Below are 22,464 nucleotides of genomic sequence, written 5' to 3'. Positions count from 1 at the left end.
GCGCCACCTAGACTGTGTCCGTGACGTCTGGGCTCACTCACGCGACCGACACCGTCGAGCGGGCCGCGGCCACCCCTGACCAGCCGCAACCATTCCGCGAGCTCGGTCTCGAGGACGACGAATACCAGCGCATCCGCGACATCCTGGGCCGTCGGCCCACCGATGCCGAGTTGGCGATGTACTCGGTGATGTGGAGCGAGCACTGCTCCTACAAGTCGTCCAAGGTGCACCTGCGGTACTTCGGCGAGACCACCACCGACGAGATGCGGGCCGGCATGCTGGCCGGCATCGGCGAGAACGCCGGCGTCGTCGACATCGGCGACGGCTGGGCCGTCACCTTCAAAGTCGAGTCGCACAACCACCCGTCCTACGTCGAGCCGTACCAGGGCGCGGCGACCGGCGTAGGAGGCATCGTCCGCGACATCATGGCGATGGGCGCCCGCCCGGTCGCGGTGATGGACCAGCTGCGCTTCGGGGCTGCCGACGCGCCTGACACCCGCCGCGTGCTCGACGGCGTGGTGCGCGGCATCGGTGGCTACGGCAACTCGCTCGGCCTGCCGAACATCGGCGGCGAGACCGTTTTCGACGCTTGCTACGCCGGCAACCCGTTGGTCAACGCGCTCTGCGTCGGCGTGCTGCGCAAGGAAGACCTGCACCTTGCGTTCGCCTCGGGGGCGGGCAACAAGATCATCCTGTTCGGCGCGCGGACCGGGCTCGACGGCATCGGCGGTGTGTCGGTGCTGGCGTCGGAGACCTTCGGCGGCGACGAATCGGGTTCCGGCCGAAAAAAGTTGCCCTCGGTGCAGGTCGGTGACCCGTTCACCGAGAAGGTGCTCATCGAGTGCTGCCTCGAGCTGTATTCGGCTGGGTTGGTGATCGGCATCCAGGACCTTGGTGGAGCCGGGTTGTCCTGTGCCACATCCGAACTCGCCTCCGCGGGCGACGGCGGCATGGCCATCGAACTGGAGACCGTGCCGCTGCGGGCCAAGGACATGACGCCCGCCGAGATCCTCTCCAGCGAGTCGCAGGAGCGGATGTGCGCGGTGGTCGCGCCGGAGAACGTGGATGCGTTCATGGCGGTCTGCCGCAAGTGGGAGGTGCTGGCCACCACCATCGGCGAAGTCACCGACGGCGATCGCCTGCAGATCACCTGGCACGGCGAGACGGTGGTCGACGTGCCGCCCCGCACCGTTGCCCACGAGGGCCCGGTCTACGAGCGTCCGGTCGCCCGCCCCGACTCGCAGGACGCGCTGATCGCCGACACGTCGGCCGGCCTGAAGCGGCCCGTCTCCGGTGCGGAAATGCGCGCGACTTTGCTTGCGCTGCTGGGCAGTCCGCATCTGTGCAGTCGCGCGTTCATCACCGAGCAGTACGACCGCTACGTGCGCGGCAACACGGTGCTCGCCGAGCATGCCGACGGCGGGGTGTTGCGCATCGACGAGGCGACCGGCCGCGGTATCGCGCTGTCGACCGACGCGTCCGGCCGCTACACGCTGCTCGACCCCTACGTCGGCGCGCAGTTGGCGTTGGCCGAGGCCTACCGCAACGTCGCGGTCACCGGTGCCACGCCGGTCGCGGTGACCAACTGTCTGAACTTCGGCTCGCCGGAAGACCCGGGTGTCATGTGGCAGTTCTCGCAGGCGGTCCGCGGCCTGGCGGATGGCTGTGCGGCACTGGGTATTCCGATCACCGGCGGTAATGTCAGCTTCTACAACCAGACCGGGACGACGGCGATCATGCCGACCCCCGTCGTCGGTGTTCTCGGCGTGATCGACGACGTCACCCGTCGCATCCCGACAGCGATGGGCACCGAACCCGGCGAGACGCTCATCCTGCTCGGAGACACCCGCGACGAGTTCGACGGGTCGATCTGGGCGCAGGTCACCGCCGACCACCTCGGGGGGCGGCCACCCGCGGTCGACCTGGCCCGCGAGCGACTGCTGGCCGACGTGTTGAGCGCGGCCTCCCGCGACGGTCTGGTGTCCGCGGCCCACGACCTGTCCGAGGGTGGGCTGGCCCAGGCGGTCGTCGAATCGGCGATGGCCGGTGAAACCGGTTGTTGCATCGTGCTTCCCGAGGGCGCCGACCCCTTCGTCACGCTGTTCTCCGAATCCTCCGGCCGCGTGCTGGTGGCGGTCCCGCGCACCGAGGAGAGCCGCTTCACGGCGATGTGTGAGGCGCGCGGCCTGCCCGCCGCCCGGGTCGGCGTCGTCGACCAGGGCTCGGATTCCGTTGAGGTGCAAGGCTTGTTCACCGTGTCATTGGCCGAGTTGCGCAGCACGTCCGAAGGGGTGCTGGCCGCTCTACTGCGATGAGCGACGAACCCGGCGGACGCCACCCGTTGTTGGCGTGGGCGTGGAGCCTGCTCCGGCTGAAGTTCGTCGGGGTGGCATTCGGGGCGTTGTTCTTCTGTCTTTCCATGACACCGTCGCTGGTGCCACGAGACTGGTTGTTCGAGGGGCTGATTGGCGGGGTGAACGCCGCATTCGGCTACGGCCTCGGGGTGTTGATCGCCTACGCCGTGTACCGCGTTGTGCTGCGCGGGGCTCGCTGGTGGCCACCGTCGCCGCGGCTGCTGTGGTGGCTGAAGGCAGCGGTCGTGGTGCTCGCACCGACGGCCTGCGTGCTGATGCTGATCCCGGCCGCGGCCTGGCAGCGGCAACTGGCGGCGGTGATGGGCATCGAAGGCCCGACCAACCCGGGCTACCTGCGCACGCTCGCCGTCGCGGTTGTTGTCGCCGCGCTGTTGGTGTCGGTGTTCCGGGTGCTGATCGACGTCGTGAAATCGTTGGCGCGCATCTTGATTCGGCGCTGGCACCTGCACGACGAGGTGGCGCTGTTCATCGGCACGGCGGTCGTGGTGGTGCTGCTCGCGATGCTGTTCGACGGCGTGTTGGTGCGCGGGTTCTTCGCCGGCGCCAACGCCGTCTTCCAACCGCAGGACAGTGCAACCCCGGCCGGCGTTTCGCAGCCGCGGCTATCGGAAAAGTCCGGCAGCCCAACGTCATTGGCGGCGTGGGACACGCTGGGGTTCCAGGGACGCGAGTTCGTCGGCACCGGGCCGCATGCCGCGGAACTGACCACGATCAACGGCTCACCCGCCAAGGAACCGATCCGGGTGTACGCCGGGCTGCACACCGCCCCCGACGACCCGGGCCGCCTCGACGTCCTCGTTCACGAACTCGAGCGAACCGGCGCGTTTACCCGCAAGGTGCTGGTGATCGCCCCGACCACCGGCACCGGCTGGATCGATCCGGTGGCGGCGAGTTCGATCGAGACGATGTACAACGGCGACACCGCGATCGTCGGCCTGCAGTATTCCTATCTGCCCAGCTGGATTTCGTTCCTGGCGGACAAGCAGAAGTCGAGGGACTCCGGGCGAATGCTGATCAACGGCGTCCACCAGCGGTGGGCGCAACTGCCGGCCGACCACCGGCCGAAGCTGATGCTCTACGGCGAGAGCCTGGGCTCGATGGCCGGCCAGGCCGCGTTCGACTGGCTGCCCGACATCCGGCGGATGGGCTTCGATGCGGTGCTCTGGGTCGGCCCGCCGCACGAGAGCACGCTCTGGCACGCGCTGATCGCCCGCCGCGACCCCGGCAGCACCGAGGTGCAGCCGCGCTACGACAACGGGCGGACCGTGCGGTTCTCCGAAGCCAACGACCCGGCCGACGTCGCCCGGGTCAACGGTCCGCCGTGGGATGGCACGCGGGTGCTGTTCCTGCAGCATCCGTCCGACCCGGTCGTCTGGTGGTCGCCCGACCTGTTGTTCGGCAGGCCTGACTGGCTCACCGAACCGCGCGGCAGCGACCGCAGCCCGGCCATGCAGTGGAGCCCGGTCGTCACGTTCTGGCAGGTCAGCGCCGACCTGACGAACGCCGAAGGGGTTCCCGGCGGGCACGGCCACAACTACAGCAACGACATCCTGGACGGCTGGGCCGCCGTCGCCCCGCCGGACGGCTGGACCGCGGCCGACACCGAGCGCGTCCGCGCCGCGCTGAAGCTGTAGCGCCATGCCGCCCCGTCAGCAGGCCGATCCGGCCCAGACCCGCGCCGCCGTCCACGCCGTCGAAGGCTGGCTGCGCGACGACACCCTTCCGGCACCGGGGCGAGTCGACCTCGGGGCCGCGGTCCGGCTCACCGCGCGCACCCTGGCCGCCGAAGCCCCGGGCGCCAGCGTCGAGGTCCGGATCCCGCCGTTCGTTGCGGTGCAATGCATTACGGGGCCGCGACATACCCGCGGCACCCCGCCCAACGTCGTCGAGACCGATCCCCGGACCTGGCTGCTGCTCGCCACCGGTCTGCTGCGGCTGTCCGACGCGGCGAGCACCGGGGCGCTGCGCCTCTCGGGATCGCGCGCGGGGGAGGTCGAAACCTGGCTGCCGGTGGTGCGGCTGAGCGATTCCGATCACATATGAGCGTGGCCGGTGTGGCGTATGCGACATCTGCACGCGCATGGGGCTGTTGAGCTGGGAAAAATGGCGGCAACACGCCGCAACACGCCCGGCGAATTCTTGGCCACGCCGAACGTTTCCGTAGACTTCACCGAGTCACCATCCGTTCCCCGGGGAGCCGCCGCACTGTGACCGTTCAGACAGCCGACATCTCTGAAGGCTTAGAGAACCCGCCCGGCGAAGAATGTGGTGTATTCGGGGTCTGGGCCCCCGGCGAAGAAGTCGCCAAGATGACCTACTACGGCCTCTACGCTCTGCAGCACCGCGGTCAGGAAGCCGCCGGTATCGCGGTCGCGGACGGCTCGCAGGTGCTGGTGTTCAAGGATCTCGGCCTGGTCAGTCAGGTCTTCGATGAGCAGACGCTGGCAGCCATGGAAGGCCATGTCGCCGTCGGGCACTGCCGGTACTCCACCAGCGGCTCGCCGACCTGGGAAAACGCGCAACCGGTCTTCCGTAACACCGCGGCAGGAACCGGAGTTGCGTTGGGGCACAACGGCAATCTGGTCAACAGCGCCGAGCTGGTCGCCCGTTGCCGCGACGCCGGCCTGCTGAACTCCCGGGTTCCGGGCGCGGCCACCACCGACTCCGACATGCTGGGCGCGCTGCTGGCCCACGGCGCCGCCGACTCCAGCCTCGAGCAGGCCGCGCTGGAATTGCTGCCCACCGTGCGCGGTGCGTTCTGCCTGACCTTCATGGACGAGAACACCCTCTACGCCGCCCGCGACCCGTACGGCGTGCGCCCGCTCTGCCTGGGTCGGCTGGACCGCGGGTGGGTGGTCGCCTCCGAGACCGCGGCCCTCGACATCGTCGGCGCCTCGTTCGTCCGCGAGATCGAGCCCGGCGAACTGCTGGCGATCGACGCCGACGGCGTGCGCTCGACCCGGTTCGCCAACCCCGAGCCCAAGGGCTGCATCTTCGAATACGTCTACCTGGCCCGCCCGGACAGCACCATCTCCGGCCGTTCGGTGCACGGCGCCCGCCTCGAGATCGGCCGTCGCCTGGCTCGCGAGCACCCGATCGACGCCGACCTGGTGATCGGCGTGCCGGAATCCGGCACCCCCGCCGCCGTGGGGTACGCGCAGGAGTCCGGCATTCCCTATGGCCAGGGCCTGATGAAGAACGCCTACGTCGGGCGCACCTTCATCCAGCCGTCGCAGACCATCCGCCAGCTCGGAATCCGGCTGAAGTTGAACCCGCTCAAGGAAGTCATCCGCGGCAAGCGGCTGATCGTCGTCGACGACTCCATCGTGCGCGGCAATACCCAGCGGGCGCTGGTCCGGATGTTGCGCGAGGCCGGAGCCGTCGAGGTGCACGTGCGGATCGCGTCGCCGCCGGTGAAGTGGCCGTGCTTCTACGGCATCGACTTCCCGTCACCGGCCGAGCTGATCGCCAACGCCGTCGAGGACGAAGACGAGATGCTCGAGGCGGTCCGGCACGCCATCAACGCCGACACGCTGGGCTACATCTCGCTGCGGGGCCTGGTCGCCGCGACCGAGCAGCCCACCTCGCGGCTCTGCTCGGCCTGCTTCGACGGCAAGTACCCGATCGAATTGCCAAGCGAGACAGCGCTTGGCAAGAACGTGATCGAGCAGATGCTCGCCAACGCCGCGCGCGGCGCCGGCCAGCCGGACATCAGCCACGAGTTGTCGCCAGAGGCCGAGCAGGCCGCGGTGCTACGGCATCCGTAGCTCAAGTGAGTGGGAGATACCAGCGCCGGGCCTCGCCCGGTAGCCTTTAGCGCGATGACCGCCCGCGGAAAAGACCCGGCTTCGAAATCAGAGCCGGGCGCCACCTATGCATCGGCCGGAGTCGATATCGAGGCCGGTGACCGCGCCGTCGAATTGTTCAAGCCGCTGGCCTCCAAGGCGACCCGGCCGGAGGTGATCGGCAAGCTCGGCGGCTTCGCCGGACTTTTCGCGCTACGCGGTGATTACCGTGAGCCGCTGCTCGCCGCGTCCACCGACGGCGTCGGCACCAAGCTGGCCGTCGCCCAGGCGATGGACAAGCACGACACCGTCGGCCTGGACCTGGTGGCGATGGTCGTGGACGACCTGGTGGTCTGCGGGGCCGAGCCCCTCTTCCTGCTCGACTACATCGCGCTCGGCCGCATCGTTCCCGAACGCCTCAACGCGATCGTCGGCGGCATCGCCGAAGGCTGCCTGCGGGCGGGTTGCGCGTTGCTCGGCGGCGAGACCGCGGAGCACCCCGGCCTGATCGAGCCCGACCACTACGACATCTCGGCCACCGGCGTCGGCGTCGTCGAGGCCGAGGCCGTCCTGGGACCCGAGCGGGTCCGGCCCGGCGATGTGCTGATCGCGATGGGGTCGTCGGGTCTGCATTCCAACGGCTACTCGCTGGCCCGCAAGGTGCTGCTCGAGATCGACCGCGGCAACCTGGAAGGCTACGTGGAGGAGTTCGGCCGCACCCTCGGCGAGGAGATGCTGGAGCCGACCATCATCTACGCCAAGGACTGCCTGGCGTTGGCGGCCGAGACTCAGGTCCGCACTTTCTGCCACGTCACCGGTGGCGGGTTGGCGGGCAACCTGGAGCGGGTGATCCCGAATGGCCTCATGGCAGAAGTGGATCGCGGTACCTGGACGCCGGCGCCGGTGTTCGCGATGATCGCTCAGCGGGGTCGCGTGTCACGCGCCGAGATGGAGAAGACATTCAATATGGGCGTCGGCATGATCGCCGTCGTAGCGCCGGAAGACACCGACCGTGCGCTGGCGATCCTGACCGCCCGGCACCTGAACTGCTGGGTCCTGGGCACGATCACTAAGGGTGGAAAAGGCGGTCCGCGAGCCAAGCTCGTCGGGCAGCACCCGAGGTTTTAGGCTCGCCGATCGGACGAACCAGGTGGCGCGTCAGCGGTGCTGATCGCTCCAGGGGTCGTCGCCCTCCGACTGGTCGCCATCGTCGGAGTCGGAACCGGACAACTCCTGCTGAAGCCGATTGAAATCGGTCTGCGGAGAGCTGTATTTAAGGTCTCGTGCGACCTTGGTCTGCTTCGCCTTCGCCCGGCCACGGCCCATGGGGGGACCCCCTCGCGCAATAACGGAGCGGCCCAACGAGTAGGCGGCTCCGATCGTTTTGTGTTTATTGTCCTGTCGACAGTTTAGCGTGCCCGGTGGCCGCGTGCTGTTGCGCCCCGCACCCGCTGAAGAACGTCATCGGACCGTTCCGCGCAGCCGGTCCACGGCCATCCGACCGGCACCCGGCCCACCGGCCGTCGGTAGCGATTCGGCGTCGATGGTCGCGGCAACACCGGCATCGCCGCCGGTGCTCAGGGCGGTGTCGGCGGGGATGCCGCGCTTGAGCAGCGCCAGCGCGACCGGGCCCAGATCGACATGCTCGACGACGGTTCCCAGCCGACCGACCGCGCGCCCCCCGGCCAGCACCGGGTCGCCGGTCGCGGGCCGATCGACCGACCCGTCCAGGTGCAGCAACGCCAGCATCCGGGGTGGTTTGCCCAGGTTGTGGACCCGGGCCACGGTCTCCTGACCGCGATAGCAGCCCTTGTCGAGGTGGACCGCGCCACCGATCCAGCCGACTTCGTGCGGGATGGTGCGCTCGTCAGTGTCGACGCCGAGCCTCGGGCGGACGGCCGCGACGCGGTGAGCCTCGTAGGCCCACACTCCCGCCGGGCGTACCCCCGCGTCGATCATCCGCTGTCGCACATCCGCGAGATGGGCGCGGTCGACCAGGACGTCGAGTTCGATCTGGCCCGGGTTCGCCTCCGGCATCCGGCGCACGAACCCACCGCCGCTCAGCGGTGTCGCGAATGACGTGTCAGGCAGCGCGTCCACCCCGAGTGCGTCGAGCACGGCCGCGTCGCCGAGTCGCGGTCCGAGCAGCGAGAGCACCGCCAGATCCGCCGCGGCCGGAGTCACCTTCGACCAGAACACCATCTTGGTGAGAAACGCGAGCAGCGGTTCGGCCCGCCACGGCTCGGTGTCGAGATAGGTGACGCCGTCGAGTTCGGTCTGGACCCAGTGATCCTCGACGCGGCCCTGCCCGTCGAGGCTCAGGTTCTGAGTGGTCGCGCCGTCGGGCAGGTCGCTGACGTGCTGGGTCGAGATGGTGTGCAGCCAGGTCTGCCGGTCGGCGCCGGACAGCGTGAGCACGCCGCGGTGCGACCGATCGACCAGGGCGGCACCGGTCTCGCCGGCGCGCTGCTCGCCGAGCGGATCGCCGTAGTGCCAGATGGCGCCGGCGTCGGGGCCCGTTTCGGGTGCGGGAACTGCGGACACACACCAACTCTACGGAACCCGGCGATAGGCTCTTCCTCCATGACCGGCGTCATCGTCACCCTCGACGGCAAGGTACATCCGCCGGACGCTCCGCTGCTGTTCGCCGACGACCTCGCGGCGGTCCGCGGCGACGGCGTCTTCGAGACGCTGCTGGTCCGCGACGGCCGGGCCTGCCTGATCGAGGCCCATCTGGGCCGGCTCGGCCACTCGGCGAAACTGCTCGACCTACCGGAGCCGGACCTGCCGGCGTGGCGGCGCGCCATCGACATCGCAACGCGGCAGTGGACCGGCGGCACCACCGACGAGGCCGCGATGCGGTTGGTCTACAGCCGCGGGCGGGAAAGCGGCTCGGGGCCCACCGCCTACGTGATGGTGAATCCGGTCGCCGAGCGGATTAGTGCCGTCCGCTCCGACGGACTTGCCGCGATCACGCTGCCCCGCGAACTGCCGTCGGCCGGGGTCGAGCACATGCCGTGGCTGGTGGCCGGCGCCAAGACGCTGTCGTACGCGATCAACATGGCGGCGCTGCGGCACGCCGACCGCCACGGCGCCGGCGACGTCGTCTTCGTCAGCTCCGACGGCTACATCCTGGAAGGGCCGCGGTCCACGGTCGTCATCGCCGCCACCGGCGACGACGGCAATGTGTGCCTGTTGACCCCGCCCCCCTGGTATCCGATTCTGCGTGGCACCACCCAGCAGGCGTTGTTCGGCGTCGCGCGGGCCAAGGGCTACGACTGCGACTACCGGGCCCTGCGGGTCGCCGATTTACATGCCGCACAAGGCATCTGGCTGGTGTCGAGCATGACTCTGGCCGCCCGGGTGCACACCCTCGATGGCAAACAATTGCCGCGCACTCCGCTGTCAGCTGAATTCGCCGAGTTGGTCGACGCCGCCATCGTCAGCGATCGCTGAAATCGGTTGTCGGCGTGGTTTGCGCCTGATCGAAGGCAATTGGGCTAAATCCCCGTGGTAGAGAGCTTCTTTCAGCGCGGCCTTGGCGTAGGTAACCCGTCATCGCCGCGCTGTGGCGGTCGTTCAGGTCAAGGCGTCGGGTAGCTACACCGTCTCAGCGATCAACCTGTAGGCGCACGATGGCGCACACAACGCTTGATGACTGGCCGTTCCACTACGACGAACCGCGAAGCTGCGGCAGGCCGTCCGAATACAGTCACGGTGCAGGGTTGACCCCTCGCGGGCTAGAGCACGTCGAACCTGACGACGGCGGTGCCTACAGTGGCAAGTCAGCGGGCGTTGCACCCGACTACCGCACGCAACGGTGTGCAGCACGACAGGTGCGCAGATGAAGTTTCCCGGCGCTGGCTGTCCTCGCTGGTGCCGGGTCAAGCGGGGTGACTTTTAGTGACTGGCGTCACCCGTCGGTGGTGGGGCCGTAGGTACAGCCAACTCACCAAGCCACACCTGCGGTCCTCCACCGACACCCGTTGCAGCGCTTGCATTTCTGGGGGTTAAGCAGGTTTCGCGGGTGCCTGTTCTGGAACGCTCAGCCTGAGTAGCTCGTGTTCTATCGTCTCGCCGAACGCCCCTCGAAGGCTGTTCAGTTGGTCTATGTCCCGTTCGAACCGCGCACGCATCATTCGCACGGCGTCCGTGAGTTCCGCATCGTGTGCGCTGCTGGGTTCAAGGGATCGCCGGTAGTGCTGGTTGAACTCAAGCATTCCGTTCAACATGTCGCGACTACCGATGAACGTTCGGAGATCGCGACAACGGTCGCCCGCTTTATGTGCGCCTAAAAGGCGCAACTGCAATCCGCAGACACCGATCTTTCTGCCCGACTGCTCGATAATGTCTGGTACATCTCTGGTCAGTGGCATGATTGCAATTCGGTTTAGGTCGTCTTGCACATTAAGCGCGACTTCGATTGCCCTGGAGCCGATTTGCAACAGCGAATCGCGTCGCCAAGTGTGAAAGTCTCTATCGCATAACTCAATACGGTCGTCAGCCGCTCGCTTGTCAGCAGCGGCAGTGGCGTCACGGGTCGTCTTGTTGCTCTTCAGGATGCCGAAGAACGTGACACCTGTCGCCACGATTGATGCACCAAATAGGAGCATCGGACCTAAGTATGTCCAAACCGATACCGCTTGGCTGCCGAAGTTGAAGATCATTGTTCAGTTCCCCAAAGTTATTTGCGCCGTTTGCGTTTGGTTGTCCGCTTTGGCTGCTTCCGCTGGCTACGCCGCTGTGACCTATTTCCTTCTCCGGGCGGGGGACCAAACAGCTTGCGATAGTTCTCGGTGTTCATCCCCATTTCTTCCCTGTACCACTTGTTGTAGTCATCTACGGCCTTGCTGTACTGAGCAATGTCGTCGGCGTTACGCTCCCTGATCTCGTTCACGAACCAGTCGTAGAACTCCGCTGCGGTAGTGACGTAGCTGTAGAGAATCGGTAGAAGGTCGAACCTTTCGTCTTGGGCTCGCAGATACCCTTTCGCGGGCGCAGTCCAACTGTCCCAATCAAGCAGCTTGTCGCGGTCCAGTGTCAGCTTGTTCTCCATGATCGTCGGTCCACCTTGAACCCAGGAGAAATTAGTGCTGATGCCTGGCAAGGGAATTGAGCGATGCGTGCAGTAGCTCCGGAGATCCTTCATGAACTCGGCTTCACCGGTACTGAATGACGTCTTGACGTGTTCTCGGTACGCGCCCGTCTCGAAATCCGAACGGTTACCCCAGCAGTGCCGCATCACAACCCGCTGCGAGTCGATCAGCGACGTAACTGACGTGAGGTAGTTGTGCAGGTACCGAACCAGTTCGTCTGCGTATTCGTCGGTGGTGTCGCGAGCCATCTTTCGCCGTTGCAGGAACTTCGCGGCGTGCCTATTCAGCTCCTCGGCGTTCTTGGACATAACGTGCCCAGCGCGCCTCAGAGAGTCGATGTCATCGTGCAGTCGGAACCCAGGCATCGCCTGCAATTCGGCCTTGCGTTTGGCGTACTCGGTGCCGAATGGGGTCTGAAAGGTCTCGGTCACTTCGGTTGCCGTTTCATCGGCTTTAGTGCCGGGGTCGGCGTCCTCATCGTTCACGCGGCAATCGTCCCAGCGGGCACCGACACCTTCGGGCGTGCCGCGCCGCGCTATCCGCCCCTGATACCTATGGGGCGTATGGGGTTTGGTCAGTTATAGGACCGTTGGTAGATCTTCTTAAGGTCTTCGCCAAGGCGGCGCGGGGGCGAACCGAGCGCCAGCAGGTATCCGGCGACAAATCGGTAGGAGTACCCAGCTTCGCGCAAGATGGTGACCGGCTCTCCGCACTTCGCGAGCAGGAAGGCCCCTGGCGAGTGGTAACCGTTGTATCCGGCGTCCTCGAGGTCAACAAGGGCTTCGTGATTGTCGTCAGGCACGCCGGGGTGGCGTTCGCCGGTCAACACGTTGAGTGCCTTCGTCGCCGCGACCCACCCCGCAATTTCTTCGTCGGCATGAGCCGCGACGGCGAGTAGAACCCCATCAGCGGCCTGCAGCGCGTAGCCGAGCAACTGAATATCGGGCGCGAAGGCGAACACCGGGCCGCCGCGTGTAACGCCGGGACTCTTGTTCGTGCCGATGTTGCCGTTGCCGCCGTACACCTTCACCGCGTCGTCACGAGCGTCGAAGTGGTTCGTGCTCGGGACGAAAAGCACGCGCCGGGTGTAGTCGCCGTCGCTGACGTTCTGCCCGATCCACCGCACGATCACAGCGGGATCCCCGCCAGCGGGCAGGTAGACGTTCTCGGCGGGTGTGGGAGGTTCCATACCTTCGAGTATCCCAGCGTGCGCCGACATGTGCCGCAGCCGACGTTCAGCTATCAGCAAACCCGCTCACCTCGGCGTCACCCCGGCCGCCGGGGGTGTTTCGGGGCGTACGGGCACGTACCGCCGCCCTACTTGAAATGGCCTGAAATATATCCCTAGCAGCCCCTTCAGGGTCAGTGGTAACTTCGCCAGTACACAGGAGAGGAGGTGGTCCGAGAAATTGATAGCTTATTGGACTTGTGAGGTGGCTGCCCGCTAGCAGCACCAGGGGAAGAGTCACCTGCGTGCGCTGGCGAATTCCCCGCAGTCACCCGGCCCCCGAGCCTCCGGTCTGTCCAACCAGGAACTACGGCTCGGGGGCTGCCCCATTTCTGGACAGCCCGAATTACCTTGTCAGCCCACGAATCTCGACAGCCGCGCCGACAGATGCGGAATGAGTCCGCCGTCGGCGTCCACCCGCTCCTCGACGTAGGCCAAATCGCCGCCCTCGACGATCCCGTACAGCCGCTTGGCCCCGCCGACCAGCACACCGGATCGGCTGCGGGCCAGCGCGTCGGTGGCCAGCTCCCACGATGACTGATTGAGTGGGCGTCCGTAGAACAGTTCGACATAGCCGGCGGAGTGCGCCAGCAGTAGTTCGATGGCCTGCGACTCGGACGGGTCGTCGGGTTCGTCGACGAAGCGCCAGTACCCGGTCTCGCGCAGATCGGGCGCTTCGTACTCACCGGTCTCGCCGATCCGCCAGGACCGGGAGTCCCAATTCAGGTAGTCGCTGCCGTCGTGCGACACGATGATCTGCTGGCCGAACCGGTAGTCGCCGTCGGCGCCGCGGCCTTCACCTTCCCCGCGCCACACCCCGACCAGCGGCAGCAGTGCCAGCAGGGCGTCGTTGAGGTTGGCGCCTTCGCGCAGGTTGGCGGTGTCCGCGGGGCCCGGCAGGTCGTCGAAGACCGGGATGTTGCGGCTCGCAGTGGCCTTGGCGCGCTCCGCCGCGGCGGCCACCGCACGGTCGCCCGACCCGGGGATGCGACCCACCGCGTCGTCGGCGTCGTCGGAACCCTCGCTGCCCGTCACGACTCGTCGGTGATCAGCCGATACAGCGTGTACAGCGCGAACCAGGAAATGAACACCACGGCCGCGATGAGCAAGATCTCGAAGAACAGAACCACGTCGACGAGTCTAGTTCGACAACGCGCTCAGGCGATCTTGACGTCGACCTCGTGGATGCCGGCGCCCTTGGGCTCGACGATCGCGTCGCCGTTGCCGGCGGCGGACAGCGCACGCAGCGTCCACGAACCGGGGGCCGCGAAGAACCGGAAGTCACCGGTCGCCGACGCGACCACCTCGGCGGTGAACTCGCCCGAGGAGTCCAGCAGCCGCACGAATGAACCGCCCACGGTCTGACCCGAGCCATCCACCACGCGTCCGGTGATGACGGTTTCCTTCTCCAGGTCGACGCTGGCCGGCAGGGTCTGTCCTTGCTTCGGCGCAGAGCACATAATCAGCTTCCCAACTCGATCGGGGCCCCAACCAGGGAGCCGTATTCAGTCCAACTGCCGTCGTAGTTCTTGACGTTCTGGTGTCCGAGGAGTTCCTGCAGGACGAACCAGGTGTGCGACGAACGTTCCCCGATCCGACAGTAAGCAATCGTTTCCTTCGAACCGTCCAGACCGGCGTCGGCGTAGATCTTGGCCAACTCGTCGTCGGACTTGAAGGTGCCGTCGTCGTTCGCGGCCCTGCTCCAGGGCACGTTGATCGCGCTGGTGATGTGTCCGGGCCGCTGGCTCTGCTCCTGCGGCAGATGGGCCGGGGCCAGGATCTTGCCGGAGAACTCATCCGGCGAGCGGACGTCGACCAGGTTCTTGGCGCCGATGGCGGCGATCACCTCGTCGCGGAAGGCACGGATCGAGTTGTCGGCGGGCTTGGCGGTGTAACTGGTGGCGGGACGCTCCACCGCGTCGGTGGAGAACGCGCGGCCGTCCAGCTGCCACTTCTTGCGGCCACCGTCGAGCAGCTTGACGTCCTCGTGGCCGTACAGCTTGAAGTACCAGTAGGCGTACGCGGCGAACCAGTTGTTGTTGCCGCCGTAGAGGACGACGGTGTCGCCGTTGGCAATGCCTCGATCGCTGAGCAGCTTGGAGAACTGCTGGGCGTCGACGAAGTCGCGGCGGATCGGGTCTTGCAGATCGGTACGCCAATCCAGCTTCACCGCGCCGGCGATGTGGCCGTCGTCGTAGGCGCTGGTGTCTTCGTCAACCTCGACGAACACCACGTGATCGGCATCGAGATTGCTCTGGGCCCAGTCTGCGGAGACCAGGACGTCGGAGCGTGCCATAGGGGAGATCCTTTCGATCGCTAGGAAGTGCTGTGGGCCGGCTTCAGGCGCGCCACGAGCGGGTAAAGCTGGCAGCCCAGGCAGATGCCGAAGGCCGCGTTGAGGAAGGCGGCGACCAGCGCCGCCCCGGTGAGCACGACGCCGAACAGTAAAGCGCCCGTAGCAAATCCGATCGACGCCGGGGCCGCAAAGAGCAGGCCGACCAGCTGAGCGAACTTCAGGGGGGCGACGGGCTCGCGCTCGCTGACCGGGCTCAATCGCGGCGCGACGAGCTTGGCGAACACCAAGCCGTAGGGGTGACGGCGCGGTCCGGCGGCGGCGCCGATCGCGAAGACGACGCTCTGCGCGGCGAGGATGACCGCGGCGGCCTGCGGGTTGACACCGGACACCAGCAGCGCGACGACCAGGACCGCGGTGGTGATCCAGGCCGCGAAGCGCGGGCCACGGACGTCCACCTGATCGGGGGCCTTGGTGTCCGACATGTTGCTGCTCCTGATTTGCCTTGTGCACGAGATTCGTGGCGGCGCGCCACGGGGTTTGGTTGCTCCGAGCGCGGCGCGAAAGGCGCGGCTACTCAGCAGCTACAACAACAGCAGCCCGCGATGCGGCACAGATCGACTGCGCGGCGAGTGGTGAGCATGAGCTCTACGCGGGCGGACACGTCACGGAGCTTACCTAATGTCGACGTCATCGGGCCAATAGCGGTGTCAGGGCCGATCGCAGGTCATCGGCTTTCGGTACCCCGGAGGTGCGATAGCGCTGCCGGCCGTCGGCATCGAAGATGAACGTGGTCGGCAGCGACAACACCGAAAGACGGCGCGCTGCGGCCGGATTCGCGTCCATGTCGATCTCGACGTGCGCGACCCGGTCGAGGCCGTCGCATACCTGATCGACCACGCGTCGCACCTGGGTACACGGTCCGCACCACGATGCGCTGAAGTGCACGACGGTCGGTCCGTCCGTGGACAGGCCGAGATCGGAAGTGTCGACGGCGTCCGAGGCCGCCGGATCCGTCGCCTGCACGTCGCCGGAGCGACGGGTCATCAGCCAGCCGATCAGCCCTGCAACCGCCAGCGCCGCGACGACGGCGGCGATGGAAGCAATCATGCTCGGTTGAACCCGTCGAGGGTGATCGTTAATCCCGAGGTGATGCCCTCGATGATGACGTCCGAACCGCGGGCCCCCTCGGTCGTCGGCATCAGCCCGAACGGCAGTTTCTGGTCGGGTAATCGTCCCGCGAAGGCATTCAGCACCTCGTCGCGCTTGTCGTCGGGCACTGGCTCGTCGGCGGTGCCCGGTCCGGTGAGCACGCGGGTAGGGGTGAACACCAGCGTGGTCTGGTCGTCGCCGGCCATCGACAGATCGACGGCGACGCTGACCCGCTTGTAGAAGTGGGCCGCCCGCGGGGTGCCGGTGAAAACCAGGTCGTGGCTGCCGGAGATGCCTGACTCGGTGGTGCCGCCGGTCGCGTTGTTGGTGTCCTTGGTCGGCGCCTCGACGATCAGGTCGCGCACGCCGAGGAATTGGCCGACGTACCGGGAGCCAATGATGATGCGGCTCTCCAGCTTGCCGACGGGCAGCCTGGCATCCGGCCTGATCAGCCACGACGACTCGGTCAGGTCGACCGCATGCATGGTGGCCTCGAGGGTGGCCTTCCCGACCGCCGGTCGATCGACGGCGGTGGCCTTGATCTCCACGTCGTCGTAGCGGTGCCGCAGCGCCTGGGGGATGAGCGGGAAGGCGATGATCGCGACGAACGGGTCGAAGCCCAGGTGCGCCTTCTCGCGCACCACACGAGCCAGCCGATACTCGGCATAGATGCTGGTCCCGAAGTCGGCGCCGACGGCCGCGAGCAGCACGACCACGATGGACAGCAGTACTGCCGCCGCACCGGTCAGGGCCTTACGCATCCGCATATTGTGGCGCATCGCCGCGGTTCAAGTGTGCTCGGTCACCCCTGTCGGCGCGCGAAAGACCTGGTTGCAAGCTATCGTTTAATGACCTGGCCGTTAAACTTCGTATCTCGCCAATGAATATTGGGAGACGCCTTTCCCACGAAAGCTGGAGGGGCTTGCTTGGACCTGCTGCTGCTAACCCCTGAGCCGAATCCGGATGTGGTTCTGCCGTCCTTGTCGCTGCTCGCCCACACCCTGCGCACCGCGCCCCCTGATGTCTCGTCGCTGCTGGAGGCCGGCAGCGCCGACATCTTGATCGTCGACGCGCGGCAGGACCTGCCCGCGGCCCGTGGCCTGTGCCGCCTGCTGGGCTCCACGGGTCGGTCGATTCCGGTGGTGGTTGTGGTGAACGAGGGCGGGCTGGTGGCGGTCAACGCCGACTGGGGGTTGGACGAAATACTGCTGCCCGGGACGGGGCCCGCGGAGATCGACGCGCGGCTGCGACTGTTGATCGGCCGGCGCGGCAACCTGGAGGACCAGGAGGGCGTCGGCAAGATCAGCCTCGGCGAACTCGTCATCGACGAGGGCACCTACACCGCGCGCCTGCGGGGCCGCCCGCTCGACCTCACTTACAAGGAATTCGAGCTGCTGAAGTATCTGGCCCAGCACGCCGGCCGGGTGTTCACCCGGGCCCAGCTGCTGCATGAGGTCTGGGGATACGACTTCTTCGGTGGCACCCGCACGGTCGACGTGCACGTGCGACGGCTACGCGCCAAGCTCGGCCCGGAGTACGAGGCGCTGATCGGCACCGTCCGCAACGTCGGCTACAAGGCGGTGCGCCCGACCAGGGGCCGTCCGCCGAACCCCGAGGCCGCGTCCGACGACGACGAACCCGATGCGGACAGCCAGGCGGAGCCGCTCGCCGATCCGCTGCACAGCCAGTGACGGCGCCGCGATGGCGGACGGCGCTGACTGTCGAAGAACAGCAGCACATTCGTGAACTGATCACGGCAGCAACAGAATTCGATGGGGTTGCACCCGTCGGCGAGCAGGTACTGCGCGAACTGCCCCACGACCGCACCGGGCACCTGCTGGCCGTCGAGCATGGCAACGTGGTCGGCTACCTCAACCTGTCGGCAATAGCGGAACTCGTGGTGCACCCCGACGCCCGCCGCAACGGCATCGGCACGGCACTCATCCACGCGGCGCTCTCGAAAACCGATGGTGGAAGCCAGTTTTGGGCACACGGCACGCTGGCGGCAGCACGCGCGACCGCGTCGGCGTTGGACCTGTCCACGGTTCGTGAGCTCGTCCAGATGCGCCGCGACCTCAACCACATCGCCGAACCGGCGGTGCCCGACGGCGTCCACATTCGCACGTACGAAGCCCCGGCCGATGACGCGGAATTGTTGCGGGTCAACAACTCCGCGTTTGCGACGCATCCCGAGCAGGGTGGCTGGACCGCCGCCGATCTCGACGAGCGACGCGCCGACTCCTGGTTCGACCCGGCGGGACTGTTCCTGGCATTCAGCGAACAGACCGGCGCGCTGCTCGGCTTCCATTGGACGAAAGTGCATTCCGAGGCCGACGGCCTCGGTGAGGTCTACGTTGTCGGCGTCGACCCGGCCGCGCAGGGCAGCGGACTGGGCGGGGTGCTGACCGCCGTCGGAATCGCGCACCTGGCGCGACGGTTGAACAGCGGCGCCGACCCGACGGTGCTGCTGTACGTCGAGTCTGACAACACGGCAGCGCTGAAGACCTATCGGCGCCTGGGTTTCACCCAGTACAGCGTGGACACCGCGTACGCGCGCAGCTGACCTGTTCACCTTGAGTTCACGCCCAACGCATACTTTCGCGGCGTCCGCCATCCGCAGAGTGGATGGCACGCTCAACATTGTCGAGGAGACCGGTGACGGTGCATGCGTTGCGCGCGGCCCTGGCGGCGGCCGTGATCGCCGGTGCGGTGTCGACCGGCTGCGGCAGCGACAGCAACCTGCACGGCATGAAGGCTCCGACGGGCCCGGTGAACTGCGACGGCAAACCGGATCTGACCGCCGAGGGATCGACCGCGCAGCAGAACGCGATCGCCCTGTTCAACATGGACTGGTCGCAGCTGTGTCCCGGTAAGCAGCTGGCCTACAACCCGACCGGCTCGGGTGCCGGCCGCGAGCAGTTCATCGCGCGGCACGTCGACTTCGCCGGCTCGGACTCACCACTGAGCAGCGACCAGCTCGACGAGGCCGCCGCGCGCTGCAACGGCAACCCACCCTGGCACCTGCCGATGGTCTTCGGGCCCATCGCGATCGTCTATCACCTCGACGGCGTCCAGAACCTCGTCGTCAATGCCGACGTGCTGGCCAAGATCTTCAGCGGCTGGATCACCAACTGGGACGACCCCGTTATCGCGAAACTCAACCCGGGCACCTCGCTGCCGAACACCCGGATCTCGCCGATCTACCGGTCGGACTCCTCGGGCACCACCGACAACTTTCAGAAGTATCTGGCCGCGGCCGCCGCGGGCAGCTGGAACCGCGGCGCCGGTAGCGAGTTCCAGGGCGGGGTGGGCGAAGGCGCGCAGAAGTCGGCCGGCGTCATCCAGGCCGTGCATTCCGCTGTCGGCGCGATCGGCTACGTCGAAAAGGGTTTCGCCGACCAGAGCGGCGTGCCCTACGTGCAGATCAACGACGGCAGCGGACCGGTCAAGCTCACCGACGATGCGGCCCGCAAGGCCATCGACGGAGCCACTTTCGTCGGAACCGGCGACGACTTGCAGCTCAACCTGAAATCGATCTACCGGACCCGCGAATCCGGCGCGTACCCGCTGGTGCTGGCCACCTACGAAATCGTCTGCTCCAAGGGCTACGACCCGGCCACCACCGCCGCGATCAAATCGCTGCTGACCGTGGCCGCCGACAATGCTCAAGACGGCCTGTCGACCGCCGGCTACATCCCGCTGCCGGAGAAATTCAAGAAACGGCTGCTCACGGCGATCAACGCGATCCGGTGAGCCGACGAATTACCCTGTTGCTCAGAACAGCCGAGTGATGGGGACCCAGTGACGACGCCGAATCCAGCCGAGACCGGTTCGGGTGAGGTCGTCGCTACGTCGCCATCGCGCGCGCTGACCGGCATGCCCTTGAGCTGGGGTGCTGTGCGGCCCAGCCGGGGCGACCGGCTGTTCCGCAACCTGTCCGAGGGGTCCGGCGTCCTGATCGTCGCGCTGATCGCCGCGATCGGGCTGTTCCTGCTGGCCCGCGCGATCCCGGCGCTGACCCGCAACCAGGTCAACTTCTTCACCTACGGCGGCAACTGGAACACCACGAACCCCGAGGCGATGCGGTTCGGCGTCTTCGACTTGCTGCAGGTGACGGTGCTGATCGCGGTGTTCGCCCTGGTGCTGGCCATGCCGGTGGCGCTGGGCATTGCGATCTTTCTCGCGCAGTACTCGCCGCGGCGCGTGACCGGACCGCTGGCCTACGTGGTCGACCTGCTCGCCGCGGTCCCGTCGATCATCTACGGCGTCTGGGGTCTATATGTGCTGGCGCCGCGACTGCGGCCGGTGGCGGCGTGGCTCAACGACCATCTGGGCGGGGTGTTCCTGTTTGCGACCGGCAACGCGTCGGTATCCGGCGGCGGAACGATCTTCACCGCAGGGATCGTGCTGGCGGTGATGATCCTGCCGATCATCACCGCGGTCACCCGTGAGGTGTTCATGAAGACGCCGCAGGGCCACATCGAGGCGGCGCTGGCGCTCGGGGCGACCCGCTGGGAGGTCGTCAAGACGGCGGTGTTGCCGTTCGGGCGGTCCGGCTACATCAGCGGCGCGATCCTGGGGCTCGGCCGCGCGCTGGGCGAGACGGTTGCGCTGCTGGTCATATTGCGGGGCACTCAGGCGGCATTCGGATGGTCGCTGTTCGACGGCGGCTACACCTTCGCCACCAAAATCGCTGCCACCGCATACGAATTCAACAACCAGTACAAGGCAGGGGCCTACATCGCCGCGGGCCTGGTGCTGTTCGTGCTCACGTTCATGGTGAATGCGGTTGCGCGCGAGTCTGTTTCGGGCAAGCGAGTCCGATGACGTCGATCCTGGACCGCCCCCTCAAGGCTCGCACCTTCACCGGTGTGAGCCTGCGCCGGCGAGCCTCCAACGGGGTGGCCTCGGTCCTGGTGACGCTGTCGGTCGGGGTGGCGCTGATCCCGCTGGCGTGGGTGCTGTACTCGGTGGTGGCCAAAGGCTTCGGCGCAGTGAAATCGACTGTGTGGTGGACACATTCGCAGGCCGACATGACCGCGTTTCTGGCCGGCGGCGGCGCATACCACGCCATCGTCGGCACGGTGTTGCAGGGCGTTGTCTGTGCCGCCATCTCCATCCCGATCGGCGTCTTCGTCGCCATCTACCTCGTCGAGTACGGCCGCGGCAGCACGATGAGCAAGGTCACCACCTTCATGGTCGACATCCTGACCGGGGTGCCGTCCATCGTTGCGGCCCTGTTCGTCTACGCGCTGTGCATCGCGACGCTCGGGTTTCCGCGATCCGGGTTCGCGGTATCACTGGCGCTGGTGTTGCTGATGATCCCGGTGATCGTGCGCACCACCGAGGAGATGCTGCACATCGTCCCGGTCGAATTGCGCGAGGCGAGCTACGCGTTGGGCGTGCCGAACTGGCGGACCATCACCAAGATCGTCCTGCCCGCGGGGATGTCCGGCATCATCACCGGCATCCTTCTGGCACTGGCGCGGGTGATGGGCGAGACGGCGCCGCTGCTGATCCTGGTCGGCTACTCGCAGGCGATGAACTTCAACATCTTCAGTGGATTCATGGGCTCACTGCCCGGCATGATGTACGACCAGACGTCGGCGGGAGCCGGCACCAGTCCGATTCCTACGGATCGGCTGTGGGGTTCCGCCCTGACGCTGATAGTGGTGATTGCCGTCATTAATCTGGTGGCCAGGGTCGTCTCGCATGTCTTCGCATCCGAAAGGTCAGGTAGGAGTTCCGGTGGCTAAGCGGTTGGACCTCAAGGACGTCAACATCTTCTACGGCGCGTTCCAGGCCGTCGCCGACGTTTCGCTCTCGGTGCTGCCGCGCAGTGTGACGGCCTTCATCGGACCGTCGGGTTGCGGCAAGACCACGGTGCTGCGGACGCTGAACCGGATGCACGAGGTGACGCCCGGCGCGCGCATGCAGGGCACCGTGCTGCTCGACGACGACGACATCTACGGCTCGGGCATCGACCCGGTGGGCGTCCGCCGCGCGATCGGCATGGTTTTTCAGCGGCCAAACCCGTTCCCCACCATGTCAATTCGCGACAACGTCGTGGCGGGCCTGAAGTTGCAGGGCGTGCGCAACAAGAAACTGCTGGACGACACCGCCGAGTACGCGCTGCGCGGCGCCAACCTGTGGGACGAGGTCAAGGATCGGCTGGACCGGCCCGGCGGCGGGCTCTCCGGCGGTCAGCAACAGCGGCTCTGTATCGCGCGGGCCATCGCCGTCCAGCCCGACGTGCTGCTGATGGACGAGCCGTGTTCGTCGCTGGACCCGATCTCGACCATGGCGATCGAGGACCTGATCGCCGAGTTGAAGCAGGACTACACCATCGTGATCGTCACCCACAACATGCAGCAGGCGGCCCGGGTAAGCGACCACACCGCCTTCTTCAACCTCGAGGCCGTCGGCAAACCGGGCCGGCTGATCGAGATCGACGACACCGAGAAGATCTTCTCCAACCCGACGCAGAAAGCCACCGAGGACTACATCTCGGGCCGCTTCGGCTGACCCGCGCAGC

24 protein-coding genes are annotated in these 22,464 nt (G+C 66.8%); 12 read left to right on the top strand and 12 right to left on the bottom strand.

What is annotated here, in order from left to right:
• The first annotated feature begins 20 nt into the window (after positions 1–20).
• The 5 genes from purL to purM all read left to right on the top strand — a co-directional run bounded on the left by purL (position 21) and on the right by purM (position 7,288).
• Positions 21–2,315 (top strand): phosphoribosylformylglycinamidine synthase subunit PurL, encoded by a 2,295-nt coding sequence (purL, locus tag PT015_RS14595; protein WP_285185364.1) that lies wholly within the window; start codon positions 21–23, stop codon positions 2,313–2,315.
• Positions 2,312–4,009, top strand: coding sequence for an alpha/beta hydrolase (locus PT015_RS14590; protein ID WP_285185363.1), 1,698 nt, complete (start codon positions 2,312–2,314; stop codon positions 4,007–4,009). The genes purL and PT015_RS14590 overlap by 4 nt, the downstream gene beginning before the upstream one ends.
• 4 nt (positions 4,010–4,013) lie before the next feature.
• Positions 4,014–4,418 carry a sterol carrier family protein gene (locus tag PT015_RS14585; RefSeq protein WP_285185362.1) on the top strand — a complete coding sequence of 135 codons (405 nt, stop codon included), beginning with the start codon at positions 4,014–4,016 and terminating at the stop codon, positions 4,416–4,418.
• Between the two features lie 164 nt (positions 4,419–4,582).
• A complete protein-coding gene (gene purF / locus PT015_RS14580) occupies positions 4,583–6,142 on the top strand; it encodes an amidophosphoribosyltransferase (RefSeq protein WP_390887819.1) in 1,560 nt (519 codons plus the stop codon).
• A 54-nt stretch (positions 6,143–6,196) separates the two neighbouring features.
• Positions 6,197–7,288 (top strand): phosphoribosylformylglycinamidine cyclo-ligase, encoded by a 1,092-nt coding sequence (gene purM, locus PT015_RS14575; protein ID WP_285185361.1) that lies wholly within the window; start codon positions 6,197–6,199, stop codon positions 7,286–7,288.
• 30 nt (positions 7,289–7,318) lie between these two features.
• Here purM and PT015_RS14570 read toward each other — a convergent pair whose 3' ends face one another.
• Positions 7,319–7,486 carry a DUF3073 domain-containing protein gene (locus PT015_RS14570; RefSeq protein ID WP_285185360.1) on the bottom strand — a complete coding sequence of 56 codons (168 nt, stop codon included), beginning with the start codon at positions 7,484–7,486 and terminating at the stop codon, positions 7,319–7,321.
• Positions 7,487–7,621: 135 nt separating this feature from the next.
• On the bottom strand, positions 7,622–8,704 hold the full coding sequence (gene ygfZ / locus PT015_RS14565) for a CAF17-like 4Fe-4S cluster assembly/insertion protein YgfZ (RefSeq protein ID WP_285185359.1): 1,083 nt from the start codon (positions 8,702–8,704) through the stop codon (positions 7,622–7,624).
• A 39-nt stretch (positions 8,705–8,743) separates the two neighbouring features.
• Between ygfZ and PT015_RS14560 the strand changes: the two genes are divergently transcribed.
• Positions 8,744–9,616, top strand: coding sequence for an aminodeoxychorismate lyase (locus PT015_RS14560; protein WP_285185358.1), 873 nt, complete (start codon positions 8,744–8,746; stop codon positions 9,614–9,616).
• 554 nt (positions 9,617–10,170) lie between these two features.
• On the opposite strand, the gene PT015_RS14555 is transcribed toward PT015_RS14560, so the two are convergent.
• The 10 genes from PT015_RS14555 to lmeA form a co-directional block, all read right to left on the bottom strand.
• Positions 10,171–10,827: a hypothetical protein gene (locus tag PT015_RS14555; RefSeq protein ID WP_285185357.1), complete on the bottom strand. Its 657-nt coding sequence runs from the start codon at positions 10,825–10,827 to the stop codon at positions 10,171–10,173.
• Between the two features lie 17 nt (positions 10,828–10,844).
• On the bottom strand, positions 10,845–11,741 hold the full coding sequence (locus PT015_RS14550; protein ID WP_285185356.1) for a hypothetical protein: 897 nt from the start codon (positions 11,739–11,741) through the stop codon (positions 10,845–10,847).
• An 89-nt stretch (positions 11,742–11,830) separates the two neighbouring features.
• Entirely contained in the window at positions 11,831–12,445 is a 615-nt protein-coding gene (locus PT015_RS14545; protein ID WP_285185355.1) for a hypothetical protein, read from the bottom strand.
• Positions 12,446–12,838: 393 nt separating this feature from the next.
• Positions 12,839–13,519, bottom strand: coding sequence for an FABP family protein (locus PT015_RS14540; protein ID WP_285185354.1), 681 nt, complete (start codon positions 13,517–13,519; stop codon positions 12,839–12,841).
• A 122-nt stretch (positions 13,520–13,641) separates the two neighbouring features.
• Positions 13,642–13,944 (bottom strand): DUF1416 domain-containing protein, encoded by a 303-nt coding sequence (locus tag PT015_RS14535; protein ID WP_163776639.1) that lies wholly within the window; start codon positions 13,942–13,944, stop codon positions 13,642–13,644.
• A gap of 2 nt (positions 13,945–13,946) precedes the next feature.
• Positions 13,947–14,780 carry a sulfurtransferase gene (locus PT015_RS14530; RefSeq protein WP_285185353.1) on the bottom strand — a complete coding sequence of 278 codons (834 nt, stop codon included), beginning with the start codon at positions 14,778–14,780 and terminating at the stop codon, positions 13,947–13,949.
• A 20-nt stretch (positions 14,781–14,800) separates the two neighbouring features.
• On the bottom strand, positions 14,801–15,262 hold the full coding sequence (locus PT015_RS14525) for a DUF4395 domain-containing protein (protein ID WP_285185352.1): 462 nt from the start codon (positions 15,260–15,262) through the stop codon (positions 14,801–14,803).
• Between the two features lie 92 nt (positions 15,263–15,354).
• Positions 15,355–15,420, bottom strand: a complete 66-nt coding sequence (locus PT015_RS24720) for a putative leader peptide (RefSeq protein WP_390888024.1) — start codon at positions 15,418–15,420, stop codon at positions 15,355–15,357.
• Positions 15,421–15,467: 47 nt separating this feature from the next.
• Positions 15,468–15,887 (bottom strand): thioredoxin family protein, encoded by a 420-nt coding sequence (locus tag PT015_RS14520; protein WP_285185351.1) that lies wholly within the window; start codon positions 15,885–15,887, stop codon positions 15,468–15,470.
• The gene (lmeA, locus tag PT015_RS14515; RefSeq protein ID WP_285185350.1) at positions 15,884–16,696 is read right to left on the bottom strand and encodes a mannan chain length control protein LmeA; all 813 of its coding nucleotides are present in this window, start codon (positions 16,694–16,696) and stop codon (positions 15,884–15,886) included. Before lmeA ends, PT015_RS14520 begins: the two co-directional genes overlap by 4 nt.
• A gap of 159 nt (positions 16,697–16,855) precedes the next feature.
• Between lmeA and PT015_RS14510 the strand changes: the two genes are divergently transcribed.
• From PT015_RS14510 to pstB, 6 genes are all read left to right on the top strand, one after another.
• Complete coding sequence (locus tag PT015_RS14510) at positions 16,856–17,620, top strand: winged helix-turn-helix transcriptional regulator (RefSeq protein WP_285185349.1); 765 nt, start codon at positions 16,856–16,858, stop codon at positions 17,618–17,620.
• Positions 17,617–18,492, top strand: a complete 876-nt coding sequence (gene mshD / locus PT015_RS14505; protein ID WP_285185348.1) for a mycothiol synthase — start codon at positions 17,617–17,619, stop codon at positions 18,490–18,492. The genes PT015_RS14510 and mshD overlap by 4 nt, the downstream gene beginning before the upstream one ends.
• A 107-nt stretch (positions 18,493–18,599) precedes the next feature.
• Positions 18,600–19,682, top strand: coding sequence for a phosphate ABC transporter substrate-binding protein PstS (gene pstS, locus PT015_RS14500; RefSeq protein ID WP_390888023.1), 1,083 nt, complete (start codon positions 18,600–18,602; stop codon positions 19,680–19,682).
• A 48-nt stretch (positions 19,683–19,730) separates the two neighbouring features.
• The gene (pstC, locus tag PT015_RS14495; RefSeq protein ID WP_285185345.1) at positions 19,731–20,756 is read left to right on the top strand and encodes a phosphate ABC transporter permease subunit PstC; all 1,026 of its coding nucleotides are present in this window, start codon (positions 19,731–19,733) and stop codon (positions 20,754–20,756) included.
• A complete protein-coding gene (pstA, locus tag PT015_RS14490; RefSeq protein WP_285185343.1) occupies positions 20,753–21,685 on the top strand; it encodes a phosphate ABC transporter permease PstA in 933 nt (310 codons plus the stop codon). The genes pstC and pstA overlap by 4 nt, the downstream gene beginning before the upstream one ends.
• Positions 21,678–22,454, top strand: coding sequence for a phosphate ABC transporter ATP-binding protein PstB (pstB, locus tag PT015_RS14485; RefSeq protein WP_285185342.1), 777 nt, complete (start codon positions 21,678–21,680; stop codon positions 22,452–22,454). The genes pstA and pstB overlap by 8 nt, the downstream gene beginning before the upstream one ends.
• Positions 22,455–22,464: the final 10 nt, after the last annotated feature.

Origin of the sequence: Candidatus Mycobacterium wuenschmannii (assembly GCF_030252325.1) — a bacterium.
Taxonomy (GTDB): domain Bacteria; phylum Actinomycetota; class Actinomycetes; order Mycobacteriales; family Mycobacteriaceae; genus Mycobacterium; species Mycobacterium wuenschmannii.
The sequence above is the reverse complement of the archived record's forward strand: the minus strand, read 5'-3'. Positions and strand labels throughout refer to the sequence as shown.